The sequence below is a fragment of the Mycetocola sp. Y171 genome, assembly GCF_056713165.1.
Genome location: NZ_JBWYGX010000001.1, coordinates 178695 through 204678, shown reverse-complemented (window position 1 = coordinate 204678; position 25984 = coordinate 178695). Strand labels below are relative to the sequence as shown.

At 63.8% G+C, this 25984-nt stretch carries 29 protein-coding genes; 14 read left to right on the top strand and 15 right to left on the bottom strand.

The features are described from left to right. Window positions 1-8: 8 nt before the first annotated feature. Together AC1M2K_RS01035 and AC1M2K_RS01030 are read right to left on the bottom strand one after the other, a co-directional pair. Entirely contained in the window at window positions 9-1277 is a 1269-nt protein-coding gene (locus tag AC1M2K_RS01035; protein ID WP_480239491.1) for a nucleotide disphospho-sugar-binding domain-containing protein, read from the bottom strand. 2 nt (window positions 1278-1279) lie between these two features. After that, a complete protein-coding gene (locus tag AC1M2K_RS01030) occupies window positions 1280-3871 on the bottom strand; it encodes a DUF4062 domain-containing protein (protein ID WP_480239490.1) in 2592 nt (863 codons plus the stop codon). 239 nt (window positions 3872-4110) lie between these two features. Here AC1M2K_RS01030 and AC1M2K_RS01025 point away from each other — a divergent pair, with 239 nt between their 5' ends. Beyond that, window positions 4111-4542: a hypothetical protein gene (locus AC1M2K_RS01025; RefSeq protein WP_480239489.1), complete on the top strand. Its 432-nt coding sequence runs from the start codon at window positions 4111-4113 to the stop codon at window positions 4540-4542. Window positions 4543-4674: 132 nt separating this feature from the next. On the opposite strand, the gene AC1M2K_RS01020 is transcribed toward AC1M2K_RS01025, so the two are convergent. The 3 genes from AC1M2K_RS01020 to AC1M2K_RS01010 form a co-directional block, all read right to left on the bottom strand. Then, window positions 4675-5001: a DUF7882 family protein gene (locus tag AC1M2K_RS01020; protein ID WP_480239488.1), complete on the bottom strand. Its 327-nt coding sequence runs from the start codon at window positions 4999-5001 to the stop codon at window positions 4675-4677. A gap of 253 nt (window positions 5002-5254) precedes the next feature. Next, on the bottom strand, window positions 5255-6016 hold the full coding sequence (locus AC1M2K_RS01015) for a GAF domain-containing protein (RefSeq protein WP_480239487.1): 762 nt from the start codon (window positions 6014-6016) through the stop codon (window positions 5255-5257). 6 nt (window positions 6017-6022) lie between these two features. Next, complete coding sequence (locus tag AC1M2K_RS01010) at window positions 6023-6685, bottom strand: GAF and ANTAR domain-containing protein (protein ID WP_480239486.1); 663 nt, start codon at window positions 6683-6685, stop codon at window positions 6023-6025. A gap of 222 nt (window positions 6686-6907) precedes the next feature. Between AC1M2K_RS01010 and AC1M2K_RS01005 the strand changes: the two genes are divergently transcribed. Next, window positions 6908-7183, top strand: a complete 276-nt coding sequence (locus AC1M2K_RS01005; protein WP_480239485.1) for a hypothetical protein — start codon at window positions 6908-6910, stop codon at window positions 7181-7183. Here AC1M2K_RS01005 and AC1M2K_RS01000 read toward each other — a convergent pair. Then, window positions 7158-7523 carry a DUF7882 family protein gene (locus AC1M2K_RS01000; protein ID WP_480239484.1) on the bottom strand — a complete coding sequence of 122 codons (366 nt, stop codon included), beginning with the start codon at window positions 7521-7523 and terminating at the stop codon, window positions 7158-7160. The two genes, AC1M2K_RS01005 and AC1M2K_RS01000, sit on opposite strands and share 26 nt — an antisense overlap. Before the next feature lie 879 nt (window positions 7524-8402). On the opposite strand from AC1M2K_RS01000, the gene AC1M2K_RS00995 reads away from it, so the two are divergent. Then, entirely contained in the window at window positions 8403-9326 is a 924-nt protein-coding gene (locus tag AC1M2K_RS00995) for a DMT family transporter (RefSeq protein WP_480239483.1), read from the top strand. A gap of 249 nt (window positions 9327-9575) precedes the next feature. Here the strand turns inward: AC1M2K_RS00995 and AC1M2K_RS00990 are convergent, their stop codons facing one another. Beyond that, on the bottom strand, window positions 9576-9827 hold the full coding sequence (locus AC1M2K_RS00990; RefSeq protein ID WP_480239482.1) for a hypothetical protein: 252 nt from the start codon (window positions 9825-9827) through the stop codon (window positions 9576-9578). Window positions 9828-10023: 196 nt separating this feature from the next. Continuing rightward, on the bottom strand, window positions 10024-10536 hold the full coding sequence (locus AC1M2K_RS00985; RefSeq protein WP_480239481.1) for a hypothetical protein: 513 nt from the start codon (window positions 10534-10536) through the stop codon (window positions 10024-10026). Window positions 10537-10644: 108 nt separating this feature from the next. On the opposite strand from AC1M2K_RS00985, the gene AC1M2K_RS00980 reads away from it, so the two are divergent. Then, the gene (locus AC1M2K_RS00980; RefSeq protein WP_480239480.1) at window positions 10645-11556 is read left to right on the top strand and encodes an aminoglycoside phosphotransferase family protein; all 912 of its coding nucleotides are present in this window, start codon (window positions 10645-10647) and stop codon (window positions 11554-11556) included. A 130-nt stretch (window positions 11557-11686) separates the two neighbouring features. On the opposite strand, the gene AC1M2K_RS00975 is transcribed toward AC1M2K_RS00980, so the two are convergent. Then, window positions 11687-12553: an alpha/beta fold hydrolase gene (locus AC1M2K_RS00975; protein ID WP_480239479.1), complete on the bottom strand. Its 867-nt coding sequence runs from the start codon at window positions 12551-12553 to the stop codon at window positions 11687-11689. A 307-nt stretch (window positions 12554-12860) separates the two neighbouring features. On the opposite strand from AC1M2K_RS00975, the gene AC1M2K_RS00970 reads away from it, so the two are divergent. From AC1M2K_RS00970 to AC1M2K_RS00960, 3 genes are all read left to right on the top strand, one after another. Further along, the gene (locus tag AC1M2K_RS00970; protein ID WP_480239478.1) at window positions 12861-13532 is read left to right on the top strand and encodes a VOC family protein; all 672 of its coding nucleotides are present in this window, start codon (window positions 12861-12863) and stop codon (window positions 13530-13532) included. Window positions 13533-13658: 126 nt separating this feature from the next. After that, window positions 13659-14306, top strand: a complete 648-nt coding sequence (locus AC1M2K_RS00965) for a class I SAM-dependent methyltransferase (RefSeq protein WP_480239477.1) — start codon at window positions 13659-13661, stop codon at window positions 14304-14306. A gap of 414 nt (window positions 14307-14720) precedes the next feature. Then, window positions 14721-15377, top strand: a complete 657-nt coding sequence (locus tag AC1M2K_RS00960; protein WP_480239476.1) for a hypothetical protein — start codon at window positions 14721-14723, stop codon at window positions 15375-15377. A 39-nt stretch (window positions 15378-15416) separates the two neighbouring features. On the opposite strand, the gene AC1M2K_RS00955 is transcribed toward AC1M2K_RS00960, so the two are convergent. Continuing rightward, entirely contained in the window at window positions 15417-15977 is a 561-nt protein-coding gene (locus AC1M2K_RS00955; RefSeq protein WP_480239475.1) for a dihydrofolate reductase family protein, read from the bottom strand. Window positions 15978-16326: 349 nt separating this feature from the next. Between AC1M2K_RS00955 and AC1M2K_RS00950 the strand changes: the two genes are divergently transcribed. Both AC1M2K_RS00950 and AC1M2K_RS00945 read left to right on the top strand, forming a co-directional pair. Then, window positions 16327-17151, top strand: a complete 825-nt coding sequence (locus tag AC1M2K_RS00950) for a hypothetical protein (RefSeq protein ID WP_480239474.1) — start codon at window positions 16327-16329, stop codon at window positions 17149-17151. Between the two features lie 89 nt (window positions 17152-17240). Then, window positions 17241-17468, top strand: coding sequence for an RNA-binding S4 domain-containing protein (locus AC1M2K_RS00945; RefSeq protein ID WP_480239473.1), 228 nt, complete (start codon window positions 17241-17243; stop codon window positions 17466-17468). 12 nt (window positions 17469-17480) lie between these two features. Here AC1M2K_RS00945 and AC1M2K_RS00940 read toward each other — a convergent pair whose 3' ends face one another. Beyond that, entirely contained in the window at window positions 17481-18203 is a 723-nt protein-coding gene (locus tag AC1M2K_RS00940) for an MBL fold metallo-hydrolase (protein WP_480239472.1), read from the bottom strand. A 53-nt stretch (window positions 18204-18256) separates the two neighbouring features. Between AC1M2K_RS00940 and AC1M2K_RS00935 the strand changes: the two genes are divergently transcribed. Further along, window positions 18257-18799, top strand: a complete 543-nt coding sequence (locus AC1M2K_RS00935) for a TetR/AcrR family transcriptional regulator (protein WP_480239471.1) — start codon at window positions 18257-18259, stop codon at window positions 18797-18799. Between the two features lie 72 nt (window positions 18800-18871). Then, window positions 18872-19213, top strand: a complete 342-nt coding sequence (locus tag AC1M2K_RS00930) for an iron chaperone (RefSeq protein ID WP_480239470.1) — start codon at window positions 18872-18874, stop codon at window positions 19211-19213. A gap of 58 nt (window positions 19214-19271) precedes the next feature. Here AC1M2K_RS00930 and pdxR read toward each other — a convergent pair whose 3' ends face one another. Beyond that, window positions 19272-20738: a MocR-like pyridoxine biosynthesis transcription factor PdxR gene (gene pdxR, locus AC1M2K_RS00925; protein ID WP_480239469.1), complete on the bottom strand. Its 1467-nt coding sequence runs from the start codon at window positions 20736-20738 to the stop codon at window positions 19272-19274. 83 nt (window positions 20739-20821) lie between these two features. Between pdxR and AC1M2K_RS00920 the strand changes: the two genes are divergently transcribed. The 3 genes from AC1M2K_RS00920 to AC1M2K_RS00910 are packed head-to-tail and all read left to right on the top strand — an operon-like array spanning window position 20822 to window position 23125. Beyond that, a complete protein-coding gene (locus AC1M2K_RS00920; protein WP_480239468.1) occupies window positions 20822-21661 on the top strand; it encodes an EamA family transporter in 840 nt (279 codons plus the stop codon). Between the two features lie 52 nt (window positions 21662-21713). After that, window positions 21714-22514 (top strand): MBL fold metallo-hydrolase, encoded by an 801-nt coding sequence (locus tag AC1M2K_RS00915; RefSeq protein WP_480239467.1) that lies wholly within the window; start codon window positions 21714-21716, stop codon window positions 22512-22514. A 47-nt stretch (window positions 22515-22561) separates the two neighbouring features. Beyond that, window positions 22562-23125, top strand: a complete 564-nt coding sequence (locus AC1M2K_RS00910) for a GrpB family protein (protein WP_480239466.1) — start codon at window positions 22562-22564, stop codon at window positions 23123-23125. A 39-nt stretch (window positions 23126-23164) separates the two neighbouring features. On the opposite strand, the gene AC1M2K_RS00905 is transcribed toward AC1M2K_RS00910, so the two are convergent. The 3 genes from AC1M2K_RS00905 to AC1M2K_RS00895 are packed head-to-tail and all read right to left on the bottom strand — an operon-like array spanning window position 23165 to window position 25887. Then, on the bottom strand, window positions 23165-24034 hold the full coding sequence (locus tag AC1M2K_RS00905) for an alanyl-tRNA editing protein (protein WP_480239465.1): 870 nt from the start codon (window positions 24032-24034) through the stop codon (window positions 23165-23167). A 36-nt stretch (window positions 24035-24070) separates the two neighbouring features. After that, on the bottom strand, window positions 24071-24949 hold the full coding sequence (locus AC1M2K_RS00900; RefSeq protein ID WP_480239464.1) for an NAD(P)-dependent oxidoreductase: 879 nt from the start codon (window positions 24947-24949) through the stop codon (window positions 24071-24073). Between the two features lie 23 nt (window positions 24950-24972). Further along, the gene (locus AC1M2K_RS00895; RefSeq protein ID WP_480239463.1) at window positions 24973-25887 is read right to left on the bottom strand and encodes an SDR family NAD(P)-dependent oxidoreductase; all 915 of its coding nucleotides are present in this window, start codon (window positions 25885-25887) and stop codon (window positions 24973-24975) included. Window positions 25888-25984: the final 97 nt, after the last annotated feature.

Genomic DNA, 25984 nt, shown 5'->3' with positions numbered 1-25984 from the left:
ATCCCCACCTAATCTCGCTCGACCATCGAAGGGCTCGACCGTGGGAGGTCCTCCAGCTCCGCCGCGAGGGAACCCGAAGCGATTTCCGCGCGGATACGTTCTCCGAGAGCGGCCGCCGCGGCGCGATAAGACGGCTCGCTGAGCATCTCAAGGATCGCCTTGGCTATGTCGGTTGCATCTGACCGCGGTGACAGGGAGACTCCGACGCCGTGGCGTACCGCGCGGGCGGCGTTGTCGGGCTGATCCCGACCGAGCGGAATGGAGAGCGTCGGCACGCCTGCCGCAATTGCTTTGATCAGGGTTCCGTGGCCAGCGTGGGTGATCACCAGGTCGGCTCTTGGGATGAGTTCGGTGTGCGCCGCAGACCGCACAACAACGACGTTCGCCGTCGCCGCGAGATCGGCGGGGTCGATCGCAGGTCCGGTCGTGATGACACCGCGCACGGGCATTGATGCCAGCGCCTGGGCGATCCGGACAAGAAGGTCGTACTGATTCATGTACGAACTCGATAGGCCAACGACCACGAGTGGGGTGTCCCCTGGCGGGAGTTTGAGCGCATCATCGGCCGGGAGGTCCTCAAGTACGGGCCCGACGTACCTCACGTTGGGTGCATCCGGGGGCGGGTCGTCGAAGGCCGAACCTGTCAGCATCAGCACGCGTGCCGCGCGGTCCCACTGGTCCCAAAGATGAGCAAGCGGGGCTAGTCCGTACTTGGCCCGTGCATCGTTGAGGGTACGCAAGCCCCCGTCCCAGAGGAGATTCGACAGGACGAAGCCCATGCGATCGCGCACTCGACCCAGCGTTCTCCGTGCTGGAGGCAAGCGCCCGGCGGGCGGGCGGACACGTGACGGTGCTAGGTAGACGCTTCCGACTAAGGCGGCGGCCGGAATTGCGCGAGCTTCTGCACCAACCAACGCTCCAAGAAGTATCCCGTCGGCGAGCACCGCGTCGAACCGTTCATTGTCCAGAGCTGCGACGATGTCGGCGGCGAAGCGCGCCGATGGTCCGGCGATTAGACGGTCGCGCAATCGAAGGACGGCGCCGGGGGGAGTGCGGCATTGCCAGTCCTTCAGTACATCGTCCGCGAGTGCAGTCGTACGACGTTGCGGCGCGGTCGACCAGGCCCGGTGAGTGGCCCCCGTCCGAAACACATCGGCAGCGAGTGTTGCGTCACCGTAGACCACCACTTCGTGGCCGCGTCCGACGAGCATTCGGGCGATGCCGAGGTTCGGTGGGGTTGCGCCGCCCCCGTCCCAGATCGCGAGCAGATACTTCATTGCTAGGTCTCTTCTGCTCTGGGGGGGAACGCTACGGAGCGAGCGCGAAGCGAGCCGAGTGCTTCGTCAACAATCTTCGCGACATCTGCGTGGCGGCCGTGCTCGCGGGCTATATCGAAGTCGCGGGCGGCCGGGGACGCTTGAACCTTCGCGAGGGCCTGTTGGTAGTAGGGCAGCATGGCGGGCCCGAGAAGGCCGCGGCGTTCGCGTATTTCGTCAGCGGCGCCGACGAGGGTGCCCGCTCGTTCGAAGTCGCCGGCGGCGACGGCGACGGCGAACATGCCGTCCAGCCCGTTGGCGATGCCTTGGTCGTGCCGGGCATCCGAAGAGAGGGACATCTGCTGAGCGAAGTAGTCGCTAGCGGCGTCATGATCGCCGAGGATCAGCCGCGCCCACCCGAGCTGGTAGAGAGCCGCCGATTCGCTGAGCACCTCTCCGCTCTTTCTTGCAGCGTCTAGGCTGCCCTCAAAAGTGGTTATCGCCCTTGGCACGTCCCCCCGCGCCAGGGAAACCTGCCCAGCAATCACCAGTGCCATCGACGTAAGGAAAGAGCTATTCAGAGTCTTGGCTATGGTTTCGGCGCGTTGAATTTCCTGTTCAGCGCGCCCGAGTCCGGAAGTGCCTTGCGTCAGCTCGAGTGCTCCGAGTGTGAGCCGTGCGAGGAACTCACCGAACGGGTCGGGCTCGCTTGCGAAATAAGCAACACAGTCCGTGAGTTCGGGAATGCGCGCTGGGTCGGGCGTGTCCAACGTCGCCAGCCCGGCGACGTAAAGCTGTGCTCTGAAGCGCGTCCGGTCGCTCATTTCATACTTGGCCTCGGTGAGCCGTCTGAACCAAGCTTCGCCTTCTCGCATACGCCCGGTGCTCCACCAGTACCAGTAAAGCGGCCAGATCAGGTCTGCGACAGCGTCCGGCTGAGCGTTGTCGAAATAGTGGTTGACCGCTGCCCGAAAGTCGTCTATCTCGTCGCGGAGCCTCGCCATCCACCGTCCCTGGTCGGCACCGATCAGGTGAGGTTCCGCTCGGAGAGCAAGACTCGAGAAGAATTCAGCGTGCCGCTGCCGGCAGATCAGCAGGTTGCCCCGTCGTTCGAGCTCGTCTCGCGCATACTCCCGAACCGTTGCCAGTATCGAGAACCATGAGAGCGTGCCCCGGTCCTGCTCCTGCACCAGACTGCTTTCGACGAGTCCCGTGAGGAGATCTGTGGCTGTTTCCGGCTCGAGCCCCTCGCACATCCACTCTGCTGCATCGAGCGCGAATCCATTGCGGAAGACGGCGAGTCTCAGGAGCAGGTCGCGCTCCGTGTCGCTCAACAACTGAGCGCTCCAGTCGATGGTGGCGCGCAACGTTCGCTGGCGTTCCGGGCGGTCACGCGCTCCACCGACAAGCAGGGGCAGCGCACTATCCAGTCGTTCGGAGAGAGCAGCGGGAGTGAGGATGCGCAGGCGTGCGGCGCCAAGTTCCAGCGCCAGGGGAAGGTTGTCGAGGGCGGTGGCGATCGAAGCAACATCATCTGCGTTGTCGACGGTGAGCTCGAACTCTGGTTTCACAGCATGCGCTCTCTCGACGAAGAGTTCTACTGCGGACGCAGAGGGCAGCGGCGTCAGTGGGACATTCTGCTCACCGTCGATACGGAGCAGGATGCGGCTAGTGGCGAGCATCGACACAGAAGTGTCGCTGAGGAGCGCGCTCAGATCTGCGGCGGCATCCACCACCTGCTCGACGTTGTCGAGCAGGAGCAGCACACGGCGATGTCCGAGGGCCTGCTTCAGCTTCGTCAGCAGCGGTACCTCGCCGGTGTCGGGAATAGCCAAGGCGGTCGCGATCGAGGATATGACCAGATTCGGGTCACGAACCGGGGCGAGGGCCACGAACGCAATGCCATCGGGAAACGACGATTCGAGCTCTCGAGCAGCGGCTACCGCGAGGCGGCTCTTGCCGATCCCCCCTGGGCCAGTAATTGTGACGAGCCGGCATGCGTCCACCGCTAACAAATCGACAACGCGATTCACCTCGTCGTCGCGCCCGATCAGGCGGGTCAGTGGGTCGGGCGGGGTGAGGAACGGAAAGGAAGACATGTCGGGTGCGCTGTTAGACGGAACAGCCCGGCGACGCCTGCCCTCATCGAATCGTTCAGCAAGAAGTGTTGCTAGATCCGATGTGAGCAACGCCGCCAATTCGTCTGCCTCATCGAATCCCACATATGACACTCGGTCGTCGTCCCTGATGCGGTTGAGCAGTGCGCTCAAGCGATCTTCCCGCTGCTCACTGCGTTTTACGTAAATGAGCATCGGGATGTCGGGCGCGAGGTTGTACTCATCCTCCAGACCTGAAACCTCTTCGCTTGGCGCGACCCAGCCGTATGATTCCCAGTAGATGCCAATGAAAATCTCGGACTGCTCGAGATAAGAGCGGTACAGCGACCTCGGGGGATGTGGCCGGGCGCCCAACTCGAACATCACCGGCGACAGCGCGAGACGTTCGATGATCGAACGGGTCACACGCCGCTCCGGCGCAAGCTCCCTGAGGGTCGAGCTAACGAAAACCCGCAGGCGCTGGTCGGGCGTTCGTATGAATCTAGCGCCTTCGCTCATGGCCCAAATTATGGCCCTCACTCAAAAGCTGTTCAACCGCCCCCTCAGGCCTGAGCCATCGAAAAGGCCCATGGGAGAGGACTCAGCGGCTGTCGATAGGTACGTCCGTGAGGTCCCTCGGACGGCCTTCTAGCGAGCGTTATCGGTCTCATTCGAAAGAGCCCACCCCGGTGAACCTCCCCGCGTGCGCGCGAGCAATCGTCTCGATAGTGTCGACGCGATCAGGTTGGATTGCGTCCATGACCAACTCACGTCGCTTCGCCTCTGTACTCGCGGCCTCGCTTGCGGTTTTTGCAGTCGCGACTCTCGGGGGATGTGCGCCTTCGAGTGATTTCCAGGTTGTAGATGCTGTCAGCGCCGACCTCCAGTTGGAAAGTGTCGGGGACGTTGCATCAGAAGTTCACGACGGGCAGTCCGGAGCTATAGAGGAGGGCGGACCGACTGTTGAGCTGCTCCTGATCTCGATAGAGAACTCGCCGTCCACGCTAGAAGATCGTCTGCGTGAGCTCGGGTTCACAGATGCAGGAGTCGACTCGTGGAAGCGCACGTCGCCCTACACGCTAGTCCAGCTGGGCGACCGGTCAGGCGGGGCGACTTACAGCCCTCCCGGCGGGCCGAGCATCGTTGTGCCGGCCGACGGCGGACTAGTCGTGGTTGTCAGCTCGCAGTGACCGTTCCCCCTTGCCCTGTGGGTCGCGTTGATGAAGCTGGCCTCAAGGAAGTTTCGTACCGATCTGACGTGCGGATTGGCTGCCGTGCCAGCACAGTCTCCACCGCCGGCGGCGTTAGTCCTCGGAACAGGGTCAGACTTCGGCCTGTGTCGTTTGCTGGGTGTCGCTGGGCTCCGGGACGATGTGAAGGCCGCCGGGCGTGTTCGAGCAGTGCGCGAGCGCCGCTACCCAGTTGCTGTTGATGATCGGCACCCGAGATCCGTAGTACTTGAAATGCAGCGAGATGTGCGGTGCCATCCATAAGGTGTTGATGCCGTTGGGAGAACTGAACTCGTCCCGCCAAGTGAAGTAAAAGCACTCTCCGCGGCGCAGCTTCGCTCCCATCGCGATCTGAAGGTGAGCGAGGACCCGGTCGTCGCAGTTCACGGTTGTCGTTCCGTCGTACGTCAACTTCCCCATCGGAGTTCCTCGATCCGGGCCCGATGGGCTCAAATCCACGTGTATCCACGCGCTTCCCGTCCGTCTGGAATCTGCGCCTGGGCATCCGTTCCTAGGTTCGGGCAAACGCTCCGTGACAGTGGTGCGATTCCGCTGCGTCCATCATCACCGTACCTACCGTTGGCGATCTTGTCGACGAGCTCAGCGTGCCGGCTTGGCCTGGAGGTAATGACAGCGAGAGGGGTATTCGACGGGGCTAAGGACGAGGGCCTGGTCAGTCGGTGAGGTCTTCGGAGACGATTTCAGTTGTCGGTATTGTGCCGCGAGTGATGGCTTCAGAGACGCGGCGGAGAGTGGTGCCGTTCGCACGCGCGTAGCGCCGGAGCGAGTTGAAGGCCTCTGTCATCGTGAGATTTTCTGTATCAGCGAGCACCCCTTTGGCCTGTTCGATGAGGATGCGGGTATCCAGGGCGAGGTGCAACTGTTCGGTGATTGCGAACGGTGTCCGGAAGTTGCGTTCGTGAAGGACGCCAAGGACTGCGAGGTCGGCCAGTGCTTGTGCGACGCTTCCGTCCTCTTCGGAAGTCGGGCCAGGCTGGGAGTGCAGAAGGTTCATCACCCCAACCACGTCGTTCCGTAGTCGCATCGGGACGGCGTAGGTGGCGCGGAATCCCTGCTCGAGGGCCGTCCGATGGAACCTGGGCCACTTCTCCGCCACTTTTTCGATGTCTGCAACGGTGACCGGCGCAGCAGTGTTGTAGCAATCGAAGCACGGTCCTTCGCCCGCGGCGATGATGATGGTTTCGACCAGTTCCGCTTCTTCGCTGGTGGAGGCGACCAGCTCGAGATCCCCGGCGGCATCCGCCAATAGGATGCCGCCGGCTTCGACGCCGAGGATATCGGTGCAGGCGTTCAGAAGTGTCGACAGGAGATCGACGATGTCGTACTCGTTCATCAGCGCGTCGGCCATCGCTATGAAGGCCGCGTTGATCTTCGCTTCCCGCGTCTTCTCGCTCACCATGTGTTCTTTGCTCATCTGAGATCAGTCCCTCGATATTGAAAAGTCGAGCCGTCGGTCCACCACGTCACGAGCGACCTCGCGAAGGCTGACGCCGTTGGAAAAGGCGTATGCGCGCATTCGAGCCAACGCATCGGACGCCGTGATATCGAGCTGGCTGAGTACCATCCCGGTAGCTTGATGCACTTCACGCCGCATTTCGATCGGCGCGGTCTCGTCGGACTCCTCGCCGTCGGCGAGTGCGATCGCCCGGCGGAGTGCCTGGCCTGCGACCGCGCGGCCGAGTGAGCGGCCGACGTCGCGGGCTTCAATGTCCAGGGCGCCGGGGGTGTTCCTGTAACAGAGTGCGGCGCCCACGCAGGCGGCGCCGAGGGTCAGCGGAAAAAGGAAGACAGCAGCCACTTGAAGGTCTTGGGCGCGGGCGAGGAATAACGGCCATCGGTCAGCGGTCGCGACCTCGGGAATCAACACGGGTCGCGCGGCGGCGACGCAGTCGAAGAGCGGTCCTTCGCCCAGGTCAAGGTGGGCTTCCTCGAGTTGGGCGGCGGTGTCATCACTCGCGTGAATGACCAGAGCCTTCTCGTCTCGGTTGAGGACAGAGATGGCCACACCGTTGATCGGCAGCAGGTCGAGGAAGGGGGCGGAGAGTCTTCGTCCCAGATCTGATGTTGCTTGCGCGGCGTTCAAGATGCCCCCGTCACAACACGCTCCAGCTCTCGGGGCAGGCTGGTGACTATGTCAAGACAGAAAGCATCTTTTGCACTCGCGGGAATGCAGGAGTAAGCAGGGCGAAAGCACGCAAGGCGAACTTCGGTGGAGCCGTGGACGTAGCAAGCCGAACGAGGGATCGCAAACCGTGCGTTCCGTTGCCGATTCGACGTATCGTTACGACTGAGAAAGGCGGCTGCCATGATCATCACCACTCTCGCGATCGGCGACCGACGTTTTCGCTTGGTGCAGGATGCAAATGTCTCCGATTTGGAAGACGAGCTGGTTGCGGCGATGCGCGCTGGCGGGGGAACGGTGTCTATTCCTGCAGCAGGCGCCCACTCTGTCCGTGCCATCGTCACGCCCGGGTTGCCGGTGCTCTTTGAATCGTCGGAGGAGTACGAGATCGGTATTCCGAACTTCGAGGACGATATCTCCTACGAGAGCTATGTCAACGACTACCGGCAAGATCTTTGACCTCAACGGTTTGTGCACCCACAGGGGTGAGGGGTTGCGGGACGACGTGCGCCGTCTCGGGTTCCGCGAGGAGGACGAGACCACCCGGCGTGTACGCGCGTTCCGCGAGCCTGTCGACCCACGCTCGATTGAGGGCAGGCATCTCGTTCGTCGTGTAGTCGTATCGCAGAGACAACGTGGGGTGCAACCAGATGGTTGTTCGTCCACCGTCCCTCGCCGGCCAACTGAAGTAGAATGACTCGCCCCGGCGCAGTTTGGAACCGATCACGATTTGAAGGTGCGCCAACGTGCGGTCGTCGAACTCGATGGGGCTGCCGCCGTCGTACAAAAGAGTACCCATAGCTATCTCCCGGAATGTTTGTTTACACGTCCCAGGGTCCGGGGGATCAGCTATTGCGATCCTACGGTGACCGAGAAGAAGGCGCCACCTTTCTCTGAGGCTGGGGTCTCGTGGATGAACTGGGGTCAATACTTCAGGTACCAAGACCCAACTCGATGGCTGCCGACTTGGTGAGTCCTCGAGGGCCCCACTTAGACGCGGTGTGCGCGTGCAGGCCAGCCTGGCCCTGCGACGCCGATCTAGTGTTTTCTCCCACGAGTGTCGTAGAAAGACCCGGGTCGAACGGTTGCACGTCGGACGTAAGTGTGCGAAAGTACAAATTGGCAACCGGTTTCCAAAAGGAAACCCCGGCCCGAGGAGGACAAATTTCAATGGCGAAAATCGGCGTACAGGCAACGATGGCCCTTTCGAGACTCTTCGGTAGTTGAGGGAGATCGGCAGCCATGCCGTGCAGATCTCGCAGATCCCGATGAGATTGGCGCCAGTACCTCCTGGACGAGCAGGACGAGCAGTACGGCCGCACCCCGCTCGAGTGCCTGCAGACCTCATATGACATGGTCGCGCTCGACTACGCCGACCTCTTCTAAGGCGCCAAGGCGCCACGCCTGCCCCTGCGCCCTCGCCGAAACTCATTGCGTCGCGACAAACCGCCCAGGCACAACAAACAGAAGGAACCGCAATATGGCAGTCGCAATAACCGTCTGCAGGGCGAGCGAGGATGCCGCGATGCTTGTGCGCAGCGGTACGCCCGCCTTGGTCGTTCCGGGGCTCGCCACCGCCTTCCCGACGGGCTATTAAGTGCAGCAGGTTGTCAGTATTCCAGTGGTTCAGCGGCCTAGATCGGCAGCACGTGCACTGGCTACGGGAATCCCTCTGGCCGTGACCGCAGGTCTAACGCTGCCACTGCAGGCCCGGATCAACGGCGAACTGGGACAACGACTACAGGATCCGCTCTTGGCAGGGTTGTTTAGCTTCAGCGGTGCCGCCTTGATCATGGCCGCTGTCACAGTATTGCTACCCGCTGGACGTGCCGCCTTCGGGAAACTCCTCTCCGGCACCCGCGAGGGCACCGTTCCCTGGTACTTCCACGGTGCTGGCATCGTTGGCGCGTACTTCATCTTTGCCCAGACAAGCTTTGTCGCAAGCGTCGGGATCGCGATCTATACGGTGGCGGTCGTGACTGGCCAGACGGTCAGCGGACTAGCCGTAGACCGGCTCGGTATTGGCCCCGGCGGCAAACGGGCGATAACCACGATGCGTGTACTCGGTTTGATACTCACGGTGAGCGCGGTGGCCTGGGCGGTGTCCCCTCGACTCTCGGACATGCCGAATCCCGAAGGAATGCTGGTCCCGCTCGCACTGGTTGTCCTAGCCGCGATTCTGATGACGTTTCAGCACGCCGTGAACGGCAGGATCGCTGCGCAGGTCCACTCGCCAATCCCGGGAACCCTGGTTAACTATGTGGTCGGCAGTGTCGGGCTGGCGTTCATTTGGGTGCTGAGTCTGGCACTCACCGGCGGGATGCCCACACTTCCGCCCGAGCCCTGGCTATACACCGGCGGCGCGCTTGGATGCATCAACCTCGTCCTGAGCGCCTTGTTGATTCGGCATATCGGCGTGCTGCTCACGGGGCTGAGCATGATCGCCGGCCAGCTGATCGGAGCCCTGCTCATGGACTGGCTGCTGCCGGTGGCGGGCAGCGCAATCTATCCGCAAACCATATTCGGCACACTGCTCGTACTGGTCGCCATCGTCATCACCGCACTGCCCGGGTCAGCACTGCGCAAGTTCTGGCGGCTGTGACGATCGCTTCCGCACGCGGCGCGGCATTCCGACTTCACAACCGTGCCGGACACTTCACGACTTCACGCAGCTGGATGCAATAGGTGGGATCTGTCAATCCGAGGCGTGACGACCCCTTGGCTAGGTCGATGGTTGAAGGCAGAACACCTCGTCCCTCAAAGGCTCGACTTCGAGCGACGAGGTTGTCGGCGGCCTTGTCCTGGCCTAGTACGCCTAGCTCGCTGGCTCGGCTTCCGGGTCGGCTCGTCTTCACAGGCGACGGATGAGGAGTCCCGCTGTCCCGAAGGCGCAGAGTGCAGCGGCGAGCACCAGCCCACAATTCATGCCGAACGTGAACCATGTAGGCAGATCCACCTCGCCACGTTCGACGTCTATGAGTGCCGTCGTCCAGTCCGTCGTCGCAGCGACTGTGAAAACGGCGGTGGGTACGAAGACGACCAGGGTCGTTGTGGAGATGACCAGCCAGACGATTACATTGACCAGTGAGAGTTCGCGAGGCACGACAGAGAGCCTACGGCCGAACTAGCCCCTGGGTCGCTCCGGCCCGAACCGTAGCTCGAGGAACCCACCGCAGAAGGGGGCCCGCTGAGCGAAGTGCAATCAGAGGTGAAGTGCTCGGCGATCGCTTGGGCGACGCGGGCTGTCCGGCTGAAGTTCCAATAAAGGGTGTCTCTCGAGCGGCGTAAGGAGGCTCAATTCAATGCCAGTACGTCGAGCTCAGCAGACGAGTGACGATTACGGGGGCGCCGTTCATTCGCGCTGACAGCGTCTGGGCTTGGCCCACCGCGTGGCCGATCGACTGGTCGAGGCCCAGCCTCAAATGCTTCCACGTGTCGCCTTCGGTTACGGCATCGAAGCCGGCTGCGTCCATCGGGACGCTCGGTTTGTAGCGACTACTCCACAGTCGCACGAGTGCGCCCTCGAAGATGACGGCGCGTTTTTCGAGAAGCTGCAGGTTTGTGTAGCCCATCGGAATTGATTTGCCAGGTTGGTCAGGGTGAGATCCGCCGAGGATAGTAGGCGATATGCCGCTGTTGGTCTCATAGAGACGAGCAGTCTCCGAGTGCTCGGTGTCCAACGCCGAAGGGGCGTCAGCCAACCAGTCGCTGTAGTAAATGCAGGTGCGCAAGTTCACGTCGATCTGCGGAAGTTTCTCCGCTCGCCATTCGGTTTCGTCCCTGATGGACAGGATTGGCGGCGCGGATGTCATTGTCACAGTCAACACCACAGGCCGGCCCCGCTGGACGTTCTCGCTGGGGGTTCCTGATGGGTTCCCGGCGCGGATAGGTGGCAAGCCTGCTGACGCTACCGTAGGTGTGTGGAGATATTGGCGCTCGCTACTTCGATCGTGCGGTCGTTAGGGATCAACGTTGCTCGAACGTCCGTACTTCGAGGTGGAAATCAAAACCACGTCGTGCGTGTGAACGGGGGCGGTCGCGATCTCGTCGTTCGGTTCGCGAAGGTCGACGATCAGATTGTCGATCCATTCGACGTCGAAGCGTGGTGCCTGCGGGCCGCCGCCACCGCGGGGATCCCCAGTTCTCCGATGGTCGCGAGGGGATGGCTGAACGGTCTCTCGTATCTCGTCGTCGACCATGTCGCAGGGAGCACCGCGTCGGCGAGTGATCCGAGAGCATGGAGATCGATCGGCAGATTCGCCTCTGCGCTTGCTGAACTCGATGTGACCGATGCTCCAGAGGCGCTGTTCTCACGCTTCGGGCGTGACCTTGGGGCTGCGTGGCTGGCGCACCTCGACTACAACAGAGCAGCGCTCACCGAGGGCGACGAACTGGTGGAAATCGGCCTCTACCGCCCCCGCGAACGCTCACGATTCCTCCATCTGCTGGACTCACTTCAGCAACGATCGCTTCCGCAAGGGCTTATTCACGGCGACATGTCCACGCGGAATCTCCTGGGCGGTGAGCGATACACCCTCATCGACTGGGGCGCGGCGACAGTCGGTCCGGTCGTCTGGGGTGATCTCGAGCGGATCCATCGCTGGAAGCTGCTGGAGGATCCCGAATCCGCCGTGAGCGATGTGGCCTGGGCCAATGTGCTCGAGGGAAGTGGGCTCACCGATGCGGAAGCCACCACGGTTGTGCGTGAACTGACGGTCTTGCAGGCCTTGGACGTGATCCGATGGGCGCTCGAGGTGCGACCCGATCGGCTGCCAGACCTCGTCCCGCAATCGACGGCGTTGTTAGGCAGCGCGTTGAACTCCAGCGACTGATGGGGCTGGCCGCCCTGCGGTGCTCTTTAGGCTGACGGCAGGCCCCTCAGCGAGACGCTGCGGGACGACCCCGAGGAGCAACGAGCGCAGCTACCGCGCCTCACCTACGGGCCGGGAAACGATGTTGGCTTCAGGGCTGGTTGAGTACCTCGCGAAGCTTATCCGCGAAGGCCTCAGGCTGGCCGGCGTAGCCGAACTCGCCACCCATGAAGCCGCCGTGGTGGCTGGGGAAGACCGTCGCCTTCTGGCCGAGCTGTTCGGCCAACGCGATCGCAGTCCGGCCGGTATAGACCTTCATGGATTCCTCCCCGACCGCGACCACGATCCGGGTCGGCGCCGCCTTCAGGGCCTCAAGATCTGGCTGGTAGAGGGGCACCGCCCAGGAGCGGTCTGACAGCAGGGGGTCCTCCCGTGTGCCGTCGTCCTCCGTGGGCATTCCGAACGCGGCAGGTTCGGGCGCGGGCTGGGCGAGGTGCTCATCCGTGACCTCGCCCTCCCACGACGTCATCGCGATGAACGCGGCCATTCCGGCGCCCCAACCCTTGTCCAGGTAAACCTGGGTGTATGCCGCCCGGGCCCGCTGGACAGCTTCTGCATCTGGCAACACGCAGTCGATCGGCGGCTCGTGTGCGACAAGCGTCGACACATCGTCCGGGTACGCCGCCACCAACGCGAGCGCGGTCACCGCGCCGCCGCTGCTGGCAAGCATCTCCACCGGACCGGCGCCCAGCGCCTGGATGATCGCGTGGATGTCCTCGGCCTGGGTCTCCGGCTCGTTCGTGACCCCGCCGTCCTTCCGTCTGCTCCGGCCCAAGCCGCGCGGGTCGTACGTCACGACGGTGCGGTCCTCGAACAACTTCACCTGGGCCTGGAACCCGCTCGCGTCCATCGGCTGACCGATCATCACCAGCGGTGGGCGGCTATCCGTGGTCGGCAGTGGCCCGTGCACGTCGTAGACCAAGTCGACCTCTGGAAGTTCGAGGGTGTGTTGAGTCACGGGCGGCCTCTCCTCCGTAGCAAGAATCTCACCGCATAGTACGTCGCGGCATCCACAGCGCGCTACCGAATCCCCGCCTGAACGTATACTTTGTGCCGCTGAAGGTCCCCGCTGAGGGTCCGCAAAGGGGAGGGAGGATAACCGCACCGAGTAATTCACGGCGCCCGTCACGAATCCTTCTCGAACAGCGGCAGCGGCGGTGTCACGTCACGCTGGCGCCGCTCCGCGAGGTCCGAGTACCGTGGACTCCGCGCGGGGTCCCGCCCGTTCCGGGGCGGGGGACTCGCAGCGTGCGAAGGAGCTCTCCATGGACGAGTCGACGAGCGGATTGGAATGGATTACGGCGGCGGAGTTCCACCGGAGGCCAGGCGTTTCGGACTGGCGTGTCACAGGCACAGGCCCGCAGGGCGTCTTCACCGCGACCTCCCTCTCCCACGCCTCAAGCCTTCTCGATCCGATCGTCGCCGCCGCTAAGAGATTCGGCATACTGCCCGACATCGACGTGCGTCCCGAGGGTGTCGTCGTGCGCATCCCGTACCGGGGTCTGGAAGGCATCCCCGTTGCCGCTGTAGATTTTGCGGCCGCCGTATCCGAGGCAGCAGCCGGACTGCTGCTGGCCGCCGATCCCTCGCTCGCGCAGTCGATCGGCATTTACGTCGCCCAGCATTCCCAGACCGACGTGCGACCGTTCTTCACGGCCGCACTGGGCTACGAACCGTACGGCGACACGGATGCCGTCGATCCGCTGCGCTGCGGGCCGCAGCTCGCCTTCAACCCGATCACTGACGACACTCCGGCGAGAGGCCGCACGCATTTCGACGTCTTTGTGCCGGCCGATCAGGCACAGGCACGAGTGAACGCCGCGCTCGCCGCCGGAGGACGGCTTGCTGACGATTCGCACGCTCCCGACTGGTGGTCGCTCGCGTCGCCCGACAACCACGGCGTGGACATCGCCTCCTGGACCGATACCGACGACTGACTCACGCTGGCACTCTCGTCGCGCGGGGCGGACGGGTTGGGTAATGTGCCGGATGTGCGGGACGATTCTGTCGCGCAGGTCGACTGCGCATCGGTGGCAGGGATGATGCGCGGCTAGGTTGGTTGCATGCTGACGGATGCAGTGCGGCGCGCTTACGCCGAGAGAGCCGGCGAATACACGGAGGTACTCGGCTCGCTCTCCGCGATGGCGGAAGAGGATCAGGATCTCATCTCAGGTTGGGCTCGTGATATCGACGGCCCGACGATCGACGCCGGATGCGGCCCCGGCCACTGGACAAAGTTCCTGCATGACCACGGGGTGGCTGCCGAAGGCATCGACATGGTGAGTGAGTTCATCGATCATGCAACTGCCCGATTTCCTGAGGTTCCATTTCGAGTCGCAACGCTCGAAGCGCTGCCAGCTGACGACGGTGCACTGGCCGCGATCCTCTCGTGGTACTCGCTCATCCACACCCCGCCGCATGATGTACCGGCGGTGCTCAGCGAGTTCGCCCGATGCATCGAACCGGACGGATCACTTCTTCTCGGCTTCTTCGAGGGTGAGCAAATCACAGCGTTCGACCACGCCGTCGTGACGGCGTACTTCTGGCCGGTCCCGCTTATGCGAGATGAGTTGACCGCCGCTGGCTTCGAGATCGTCGAGACCCACACCCGAGCCGATCCTGGCAAGCGGCCGCACGCGGCGATCATCGCCCGCCGCCGCCGCTCGTTGTCACTCAGAGGGTTCGACTACCCGCGGCGTCATAGCGGTTAGGGGATGTGTTGATTCCCGTCACATTCGACCAGATCGATGACCCGTTCTTCCCAATGGATGAAGCAAGCTGCAATGGGGGCGCGTTCACCGTCTGGGGCTACGTCGAGGGCACAGAATTCGGGGCTCGCCGCCCAGTCGCGAGGTACCGAATCCTGCTTCGGATCTCTGACGCCATCAGCTTCAGGTGGGACGCCACGGGTGGCACCGGCGACCTGATTCTGGAGAGCATTCATGAGTCCGACAACGAAGTCCGCCTGACAGGGGTCATCCCAGGAGAGTTGCACGTCACCACCCGAGGAAAACCCCACGTCCAGTTCCTCATCGACGAGACGCCCTACGAAGAGCGTCGACGATTCCGTTGGGTGAGTTTGCCTCAGTCGACATCGCGCGCGTCCCGACCGATATGGTGACGTCATGACCCAGCCGGCCGACCTGTCACCAGCGCATGACGGAGAGGGTGTCTCTTCGAACCCAGTACAGACGCCGACTGACTCGCCGTGGACGTGGCGGAAGACTGTGCTCGTTTACGCCGCGACCGTGGTCCCAGTCGCCGCGCTGTCGGCTTTCGTGGTGGTCATCCCGATGTTCGCAGCGTTCGGCCTGATTCTCATCGCAGTCCCGTACACGACGTTCGTGACATACATGCTCGTGCGTCTTCGCCGGGCAGCAGCCGCGGAGGTAGCCTCATCGGCGCCGAGCATTGATGCGGCGGCCGCCGGGTTCGCGACGGTCTGGCAGCGATTCTCACTCATCAACGCGGGTGCGCTCGGCCTTGTCGGCGTTGTCGCCCTTGCCACCATGAACTCAGGTTCAGGTCTCATTTTCGTCGCAATGGAACTCCTGGCCGTGCTCTCCGTCATGGAGATCGTGGTCAACATCCCCTGGATTTACGGACGACAAACCGCCATCGCCGAAGCGCACGCCATCCGGGCTCGTGTCGCCTCAGCGCGGATCATCATTTTCAATCGGCGGCTCAGTTGGTGTATCTGGTATGCCGGCAGCATCCTTGCCGTTGTCATCGTCGTCAACTACGCCGTGACCATGATCGCTGCGGAAACCGCGTCGATCTAGGAGAGCGCATACGGATCGGGACCTGATGAGGGTCCACCCTCACTCGCGGGGTCGGTATCGCATGGCGACCGCGCCCGACCGGAACTCGTGGCGATCCACGAGCTCCAACTGGATGCGCTCCCGCAGACCGGCGAGCAACGTCGGCCCGTGTCCGGCAAGGACCGGCTGAACGAGGAATTCGTACTCGTCGATCAAACCCAGATCTGCCAACGCCAGGGGAAGCGTCACACCACCGACCCACAGGCCCTCACCTGGCTCCTCCTTGAGCCGCTGAACCGTTTGCGCCACGTCGCCGTTGACCAGCTCGGCATTCCAATCGACCTCGCTCAGCGTGCCCGACACGACGTACTTCTTCGCCCGGTCGATGGTCTCGGCGAATGGGACCTCCCATTCATCCATCCAGTCGGGCCACATACCCGTGGCCGGCTTCCGCCACGCCGATTCCATCATCTCGTAGGTCACCCGGCCGAACACCAGGGCATCGGCTCGTTCCATCTCAGCAGTCCAATAGCGCATCGACTCCTCGTCAGGGGGAAGCCCCGCCTCGTGATGGCAGCAGCCGTCGAGCGTGATGTTGATCGAGTATCGAAGTGGTCTCATCGGGATCCTCCCTTGATGCGCGCAGCGCGTTTCACCGGATCGTACTCCGAGAGGCTTCGTTCGGAGGCCTCTCTCCGGAAGGAGCGTCCGATCACGTCAGATCACCGAGGGTCGTCGCGATGGCTCACCGACCACTGTGAACCGTCGTGCAACGCAAGAAGACGTCCGTTCGGCACATAGACAGGGTATGGATTCAGTGCCAGGCACGCCTCCCGTCGCGAATCAATGAAGGACAATCATGAACGAGAACATCCTCTGGTCTATCGCCTGTTCAAGTGGCCTCGCGCAACGCCGACAGGGTCGGGACGAGTCACTGTCCGCCGCCCCCGGCGCTGAGTAGGATCACGACATGCGACGACAGTCAGAGCGGGGAGTATCCCCTCGAAGGGCACGGCATCGCTCGGCCGTCGCGTTCACGATTCCGGCCGCTCTCAGCGTCCTCCTGCTCGCGGCGTGTGCTTCGGCCGGTCCGCCACCCGCTGCGGAACGCGCCACGGTGAAGGAGCCGGCGAGCAGCAGCAATTCCGACGAGATGCTCATGTGCCGAGGCACTCCAGTGCCAGCGCAGGCGCTGACCACACCGAGGCCGGCTACCGAGCTTCCGGCCGAGGTGGTGGCTGTGCTTGAAGACCCCCTGGTTGGCATCGAAGAGCCACTCTCCGAATGGTTGATCGCACACGAGAGCGCAGAGCTGGTGACCGTCATGCACGAGCTCGAAGAGCCCCTAGATATGGGTGCAGGGGACATCAGCTCATACGCACTGATCACGATCGGCGCGGGCGCAGAGCAGGCACTTCCTCTCGAGGCACCATGGGGGCTTCAGCGATCAACGAATCGCACACCGACGATAGATCTCGGTTCGTTCACCGAGGCTGGAGTGACGCTCGACCCGGATGCACTGCCTCAGAGTGGAGACGAACGAATCGCCCTGCTCGTCAGTGAGCACGACTGCAACTCGGGCCAGCCGGCGACCGGTCGGATCGAGCTCATCGAACTCGTCGAGACCGCGACCACCGTTGAACTCGTCATCGGAGTTCACCCGAATACGGGCGGAATCCGAACCTGCCAGTCGAATCCGCCGACACCGTTCACCGTCGACCTCGAGCGGCCACTTGCTGATCGCATGATCCTGAATGCCGCCGTCGCTCCGGCGCGTGAGGTTACCTGGCCGTAGTAGGGAGTTGCGGCGGATACTCCGCTGAGGGTTGGTGTTCAGTCGGTGATCGGCTCAGGGGCGAGCATCAGGCCGACTAGGATTCGGGGATGACGAATCCGGCTCAGATCGACGATGTCGCGATCGGTGGTGAGGTCATTCGACTCGGGCAGTTCCTGAAATTCGCTGGCCTCTTCGATTCCGGCGGAGACGTGAAAGAGGCCATTCTCGACGGCCTCGTGGCCGTGAACGGCGAGGTCGATCGCCGACGCGGAAGGCAGCTGCAGCTCGGAGACGTCGTCAGCTTTGACGGGCGCAGGGTTCGCGTCTGCCCGTGAAACTGCGAGGCGCTACTTTGCCTTGCGCGCCGCAGTCTCGACGGCGGCGACCGCGGCCTCGACGCCGGATTTCCATGGAGCCCCATGGCCGGGCAGAACCCACGTCGCACCGGTGCCAACGATGGCACGCAGCGACGTGATCGCCTCGTCCGGCTCATCGGTGAACGGTGCAGGCTGGGGGCCCGTCTCGCCAGTGAGCACGTGGCGAGTTGTGAGACCGTCGCCCACGAATACGGCATCTGCGATGGGGACGTACACAGCGATGCTCCCTTCGGAATGCCCGGGCATCCCGATGATCTGCGGGGAGCCGGGAAGATCAAGTGTCTCGCCATCTCGCACCTCGACGACCTCGGTAAGCCAGGTTGTTCGGATCCCGCCCTTGCGGAGCGAGTATGCCGCAAACCCGAGCAACGGGCCCCAACGCATCGACTGCTTCGCGGTTGCGGGCTTCGAGCCGCCCTTCGCTCGGCCCGCGTCGCCCGGGTGAATGTAGACGGGCACTCCGTGGTCGCGGCGTAGCCGTTCGGCGAATCCAACGTGGTCAGAATCGCCGTGCGTCAGGATCACCCCTTTGATGTCATCGATCGTGCGACCGGCCGAGTTGAGTTCAGCGAGCAGGTCCCGCCAGTGGCCGGCGAGGCCCGCGTCGATGACGGTCACGCCCTCGGGCGTGATGACGAGGTATGCCGCAACGATGTCGTTGCCAATGCGGTGGAGAAATCTGTCGAGTTGCATGTTGGCTATCGTACGTAGCCATCATGGCTACTGTCAATAGCTATACTGAGTCTATGCCTACTCCGGACAAGACCTCTCTCGACGCCATTGTGCTGGCCGCCCGCCACCTTCTCGAAGAAGACGGGCTGGGCGGTCTCACGATGCAGGCCGTCGCGCATCGCGTGGGTGTACGTGCCCCCTCTCTCTACAAGCGCGTGCAAAGCCGGGATGAACTCATCCAGCTTGTGGCCGAGGCGAGCCTGACCGACCTGGCCCACCGCCTGAATTCCGTACCGGATCTCGTGGAACTCGCGAACCGGTTCCGTGCCTTCGGCCACGAGCATCCCGCTGCCTTTCAGCTGATCATGTCGCCCGGGGCCGGAACTCCGGTTGCACGGCCCGAGTTCGGGGCCGCGGCGAGTCAGGCCGTCCTCCACCTGGCAGGCGCACTCGCCGGTTCGGAAAACGCGCTCGAAGCTGCACGAACCCTCACCGCATGGGCCGCCGGCTTTGTCAGCATGGAACTGAACGGTGGCTTCAATCTCGGAGGAAATATCGAGCATGCATGGGAGTTCGGCGTGACGAGGATCGTCAAGGCGATCACAGCGGCCACATGACGAACAGGCCCCTTATCTCGCACCCGATGTCAGGACGGAACGCCCCACGGTGGCCACAGTTAAACTCATGTCATGGCTGAGAAAGCGAAGAGCGTCGAAGAGTATCTCAATGCACTCGACCCCGCGTACCGGGCAGAACTCGAACGGATTCGCGCGCTTGTCGCGGAACTCGTGCCAGATACCGAAGAGACCATGAGCTACGGAATGCCGACCCTCAAGTACAAGAACCGGGCGCTGGTGTACTTCACGGCGTCAAAAAGGCACATGACTTTTTACCCGTCGTCCTGGGCGATCGAGGAGATGAAGGACCAGCTCAAGGGACTACAAGACCAGCGAACACGCGATCCAATTCACGCTGGACAAGACCCTGCCGAATCGTCTGATCGAGGATCTCGTTCGCATCCATGTGCGTGAGATCGACGCCAACAGACAATAGGCACCCATTCGTCAGTGTTCCGCCCAGCGGCGGCCGCTACGAGGGCGTGATTGTGGTCTCGGCGCGAACCGCGTCGGCAAGAACGCGAGTGCCGCGGCGAATCTGGTCTTCGGAGGTGTTGCCGAAGCCGAGCACGAGCGCCGGCGGGAGTGCTGGCGACTCGGTCTCAGTGTTTGCGGTCGTGAGTCGATAGTGGCTGAGAGGATTGACGCGGACCCCCATCGTCGCCGCACGCGCCGCTATCGCTCGCTCGGATGACCCGGGGGGCAGAGAGAGAAGTGCATGGCATCCGGCCAGCAGCCCGTGAAGCCGTCCCGGTCCGAAGTGGAGTTCGACCTCGGATGCCAGCGTGTCACGGCGGGCGCGGTAAACCTCCCGCATCCGTCGCAGATGGCGGTCGAAACGGCCCGATTCCATGAGAAGGGCCAGTGCTTCCTGGTCCAGGCCGGGAGCCCCTCGACTGCTCAGCCGCTTTTCCTCGATGATCCCTCCAACGAACTGGGGAGGCGCGAGCACCCAACCCAGCCGGATGGCGGGTGCGAGGGTTTTGCTGACAGATCCGAGTGCGATCACCCGGCCAGAGTGCAGTCCCTGCAGCGACCCGATGGGCTGACGGTCGTAGCGGAACTCGGCGTCGTAATCGTCCTCGAGGATCACCCCGTCGACCTCGTCGGCCCACGCGACCAGCTCGCGTCGCCGCGATGGATCGAGTGCGACACCCGTTGGGCATTGGTGGGCCGGTGTCACCAGCACCGCCCGAGCCCCGCTCGCGCGAAGTCGGTCAACATCGAGGCCGAGGTCGTCGACGGGAACCGGCACGACGTCGAGGCCGGCGCGGCGCGCGATCACGTCATGCTCGCGCGGGCCCGGATTCTCCAGCCCGATGCGCCGGATGCCGTGCCGTGCGAGCGTTGCGAGGGCGAAGGTCAGCCCTTGCCGGAATCCCGAGACGATCACGGCGTCCTCCACGCCGGCGCAACCTGACCGCACGCGGCGATGGTAGGCGGTGACGACCGCCCGCAAATGGCTCGATCCCGCCAGATCCTCGTCGCCCAACTCCGCGGTTGGAAGGGTGCGTGTCGCCTCGGATACCGCCCAGCTCCAGTCGGTCAATGGCACCGAGCCGAGGTCGGGGACGCCGTACTCGAAATTGATCTCTACCAACCGGGATGATCCGGTTTTCCCCGGGAGAGGGCCGGGGGCGGCTTCCCCGGGCGATCTTCCGGATGACGACTGGATCGCCGCCACGCGAGTGCCGGAACCGACGACCGACTCGACGTAACCTTCGGCGAGCAACTGCTCGTAGGCATCAACAACCGTGCCACGTGAGACGCCGAGCAACTCGGCCAGGCGCCGGGTCGACGGCAGGCGCTCCCCGGAGCCGAGGCGCTGATCACGGATCGCCGACCGCAACTGATCCTGGATTTGACTCCCCACCGCCCCCGCTTCGCGATCAAGCGTCACGAGCAGGTCCGGGCCGCTCCGTGCCCACTTCACCGTCATGGTCCCATTAGACCAAATGGTCCATTCTTTGGGTACCTGAGCGGACCTGTTGACCAGTCCGCCTCAAGGTCAGACTCGATCCCATGAGCATCGGCATTCTCCTGGCGCTCGCGTCAGCCCTCGCGTATGGTGCCTCGGACTTCATCGGCGGGGTCGGGTCGCGCCGCTATTCCACATGGCAGGTTGTGCTGGTCGGGCAAAGCGCGGGTGCGGTCGTGATGCTCGTGGCCGGGATGGCGCTGCCGGCTCGCCCGGCGATGCTGGACTTCGCCTGGGCGCTCCTTGCTGGCGGAGGCTCGGCGACCGGGAGCATCTTCCTTTACCGCGGCCTCGCTCGCGGGCGGATGGGTCTCGTCGCCCCGATCTCAGCCGTCGGGGCGGCAGTGCTGCCGGTACTGGCGGGGGTCGCCTTCGGTGAACGCCCCGGTTGGCTGGTCTGGGCGGGCATGTGTGTCGCGCTGCCAGGCATCTGGCTCGTCTCCTACGATCCCTCTCCACACCCGCGCACCGACGCGCGAGCAGCACTGATCGACGGGACACTCGCGGGGGTGGGTTTCGGGATTCTCTTCATCGCGCTGGCGCAGATCGGCGATGACGCAGGTCTGCTGCCGCTCGCCGCCAATCAGTCGATCGGAGCCGTTCTGACGATCATCACGGCCGCGAGTCTGGGACAGGTCTGGCGGCCTACGGCTGGAGTGCTCGGCTGGGGGAGCGCATCCGGGGTGCTTGGCGCACTGGGCACCCTGGCTTTCCTGATCGCGGTTGGAGCGATCAATCTCGGAATCGCTTCCGTTCTCGCATCCCTCTACCCAGCCGTCACCGTGGCGCTCGCGGCCGGCTTCCTCGGGGAGCGGATCGGGATCGCTCAGCGTGCAGGGATCGGTGTCTGCACGATCGCGGTCGCCGCTATCGCGCTGGGCTGAAGACCGATGCACCCGAACCATATCCCCTGAAACCACAGAAGGAAGGAACCTCATGTTCACGCAGATCGCAGAGGGCGTTTTCACGCACGAGAGCGAGTTCATTCACAGCAACTCGGTGGTCGTCGAGGGCCAGGACGGGGTGCTGCTCATCGACCCCGGGATCACAGCGGATGAAATGGAATCCCTGGCGGACGAACTCCGCAGGCTTGGCAAACCGGTCGTCGCGGGTTTCGCCACGCATCCAGACTGGGACCACGCGCTCTGGCACGCGAACTTCGGAGATGTGCCACGGTACGGCACCGCCCGGTGTGCGGCAGCCCTCAGCGATCTGCTGTCACTACCGGACTGGAAAGCGCAGGTGGCCGGGATGCTCCCGCCGGAGTACGCGGAGGCGATTCCGATGGACCTGTTCGGACGAATCACCGCGCTGCCCGCCGGAGCGAGCCGGGTTCCGTGGGATGGGCCCACGGTCCGGATCCTCGAGCACCAGGCCCACGCGCCGGGCCATGCAGCGCTCGTCGTCGAGGAGCGCGGAGTTCTCGTCGCCGGCGACATGCTCTCCGACATCCTGATCCCGTTCCTCGACCTCGATGCGTCAGACCCGATCGACGATTACGCCGCCGCACTGCAAATGTTCGAGGGACTGGCAGGCGATGTCGTCGCTGTCGTTCCCGGCCACGGATCCGTCGCCGGTCCCGATCAACTGCGGGCGCGAATCGAACAGGATCGCGCCTACCTTCGTGCTTTGCGAGACGGTGCTGACAGTACGGATTCGCGGGTCGGCCCGTCGGCGCCGTTGGAATGGTTGGCCGACGTCCACGAATGGCAACTGCAGAGGCTTCGACAACGCTGAACGAGCCGCCGGAGGAGGAGGCGCGTCCCCGGTGCGAGGATATCCTCGTGAAGAAAAGCAGCGGTGCGCGCCGGCCAGACGTTGCCGAGGTGGACCTGGTGGGCGGCCCGGAACCCCTCAAGCTCGAACTCCACCCCTATGACGAGCGATGGGTCGGACTCTACCGGGATCACCGACGCCGGATCCTGGACGCTCTCGCGGCAGCACATGTCGGCGTCGAACACATCGGCTCCACCTCCGTTCCCGGGCTGGCGGCGAAACCGATCATCGACATCGTGGTCACCGTCGACGACATCACCGCCGAAGAGGACTACCTCGACGCTTTGCTGGTCTCCGGATACGAACTGCGGGTCCGCGAACCGGGGCACCGTCTCGTGCGTACGCCCGCCCGCGACGTTCACGTGCACATCTATGAGCAGGGCGATCCTGCGGTGGACGAGTATCTGCTGCTCCGGGACTGGCTGCGCTCCAACCCAGACGATCGTGGTCTCTACGAGAGCACGAAGAGGTCGCTGCTCCGTGACCGATGGGACGACATGAACGCCTACGCGGACGCCAAGACCGACATCATCCTCGAGATCAAGGCGCGAGCGCGAGCAGCTCGACTGTAGTGAACGGGGTGAGGATGCCGAGACTTTGAGCAGGTGGTTTCAGCTCGGGGTCGCAACCGTTTCCATGGTCAATTCGAATCCACCGTCGATCTCGCGGGTGGTAAGCGAGGTGGTGATGCTTGCGAGCTCGGTGATGTCGCGGATGTGGGTGCCACCGCAGGGGATGTCGGTGCGGCCGGCGGGGAGTTCGCACACCCAGGTGCGTCGGGCCGAGAGCGCGTCATTGTCTCGTTCGATTCGTACAGGTCCGCCGGACGCGATCCAGTCCGAAAGTTGAGCATTGACGCGCTCTGCGACCACGGAGGGATCAGCGAGGGCGATGGGCGAGAAGCCTTTGCGGCGCAGGGACTTGCCGATGCGGTAGGTGTCGGTGGACCGGTGCGGGTGTATGCGTGAGCTCTGTATCGCCAGCGCGTCGAAGGCCGGGTTGCCCAACCCGTCTGTTGGCGCGGTCTTGGTCCAGGCCGCTGCCAGCGCCGCATCGAGCGCGAGCGATGCGAGGTGGCAGGCGGTGTGTGCAGCGGAAAGCGACGCACGGTAGTCCTGGTCGACGGCGATCTGAACGGAATCGCCGATCGCCGGCGGCGGCCCTTCGGTGATGTGAGCAACGACGAAGGTCCAGCCGTCCGTTCCCGTGCGGATGGGCAGGTCCCCTGCAAGATGAAGTCGGCCGCCATGAATGCCGCCAGTGACCGCATCCACAATGGGCTGTTGTCCGTGGGTCGTGGTGAGGATGCCGCGGTCAGCGGGTTGATCCGGCCACGCGGTATCGACCGGGTGAAATGCGGTCCTGTCGAGGATGACCGCTGAGCGCCCCCCTGGCAGTGCCTCGATGTGCAGCACGGTCCCCGTGGAGGTGGTCGCCCCGTCCGAATAGGTGACGATCGTGTCAAATGTCGGGAGGGCCATGCTTATCCGTTCGTCGATGTATGCACGTCGATTCTGTCACTCTCGCCTCGAGCGCTCCGCCTGGGCCGGGAGCACACTCAGGAGCTCGGTCACCGCGATCAGGCCGTCCGCGCCGGCAAGACCACGGTTTCGCAGGTCCGTGACGTCGGCGCCCAGGCGACCCAGTGCGTCGGCGAAGTGCTCGATGTCTTTGCGCATGAGCCCCTGGAGGTGCGGCGCGAGAGCTGGGGTGATCTGCGTCCCGAGAGCCTGGATGATGAAGCTGCCTCCACTGCTCGTCGCGAGAAGCCGCTGAAGCGCGGCCACGTCGACTCCGGTGCTGTCTGCCATCGCGAAGACCTGCTCCGCGTTCCGCAGGTTGGTCATGGTCAGGGCGTTGTTCAGGAGCTTGGCCTGCTGTCCGGCACCTGAAGCGCCCATGAAGACGACGGAGTCGGAAAATGTGTCGAACACCGGCTCGGCGGCGGTGAAAGCGTCGTGGTCCCCGCCGACGATCGTGGTCAGGCTTCGCGCTTCCGCGCCTGGGCCGCCTCCACTGACCGGGGCATCGAGGAATGCGATGTCGCGGTCAGCGGCCAGGGTTGCGAAGCGTCGGGCGGTCTGCGGGTCTCCGGTGCCGTGGTTGACGACGATCGACCCGGGGCGCATCGCGTTGAGGAGGCCCCCGTCGGTGAGTATCCCTTCGACATCGGCATCGTCGCGGAGGACGAGCAAGACGATGTCGGATGCCGCGCCAAGGGCAGCGGGGGAGGGATCAACGGTGTGCGGCGATCCGGCGACCGCATCAAGCGACGCCGACCGCCGCGCCCAGACGCGGAGTGGGAACGGGGAGTCGGCGACGGCGCGGGCCATGGGGGCGCCTTGATCGCCGAGTCCGATGAATCCGACGACGGGAGCGGTTGTTGGCGTGTTCATGTCGGGCCTTTCGTGTGAGGGGTTCAGAGGGTGATGAGCTGGAGCGACTGCTCCCACAGGCGGTCGGCGTTACCAGGGTCGAGCGCGTAGAACGCGACCCCCGACATCCATCCGTTCCCGTCCTGCACGGTGATCGCCTCATTGCTGTCTTCGAAGTAGCGTCCGCTGATGTCGTGAAGGAACGGTGATGTCGCGACGAAGAGCGTTGTGGCCGCGCCCTGTTCGATCGTCTTCCGGCCGGCCGGCGGCGTCTTCAGGCCGCCGGTGTGCTTCTGCAGATTGGTGGCGATGGCTCCTGGCATGACCGCGTTCACGGTAATGCCGTCTCCTGCCCAGCGAGTACGGGCCGCGACGCCGAACAGGATGGACGCTGTCTTGGACTGTCCGTACGCCGCCAGCGGATCGTAGGGACGGAATCTGAAGTTCAGGTCATCGAAGACGACCGGTGAGATGAGATGACCGCTGGAACTGACCGACACAACGCGGGCACCATGGGCGGCCGCGAGTGACGGGTACAGGCCCAGCGCCAGCGCGAACGGGCCCAGGTAGTTGGTCATGAACTGCAGTTCGACCCCGTCTGCGGTTCGTTCCTCTGGCGTGGCCATGACTCCGGCATTGTTGATGAGCAGGTGCAGCGGGCCGGTCCAGTCTGAAACGAAGGTGCGGACTGAGCTGAGGTCGGAGACGTCGAGCTGAATCGCCCGCACGTCGGGGTTGCCGGTTGAAGATGTGATCTCCGCGGCAGTTTGTTCGCCGGCGCCGACATTTCTGACGGCGAGGGTGACGTCGGCGCCCCTGAGCGCCAGGACTCGGGCTGTTTCGACACCGATGCCGGATGAGGCGCCGGTGACGATTGCTCGTTGTCCCCGGAGGTCGATGCCTTCGGTGACGTCTTCGGCGGTTGAGGTGAATCCGAAATCGGATGTGATGCGGGTCATGTGCTTCTCCTTCTGTTGCCTGATGGAACAGCGAGAATTCGGCATCCATACCGGCAGTCGTGGGTGAGCGGGTACTGGTAGTGGCACGGTCAGGACA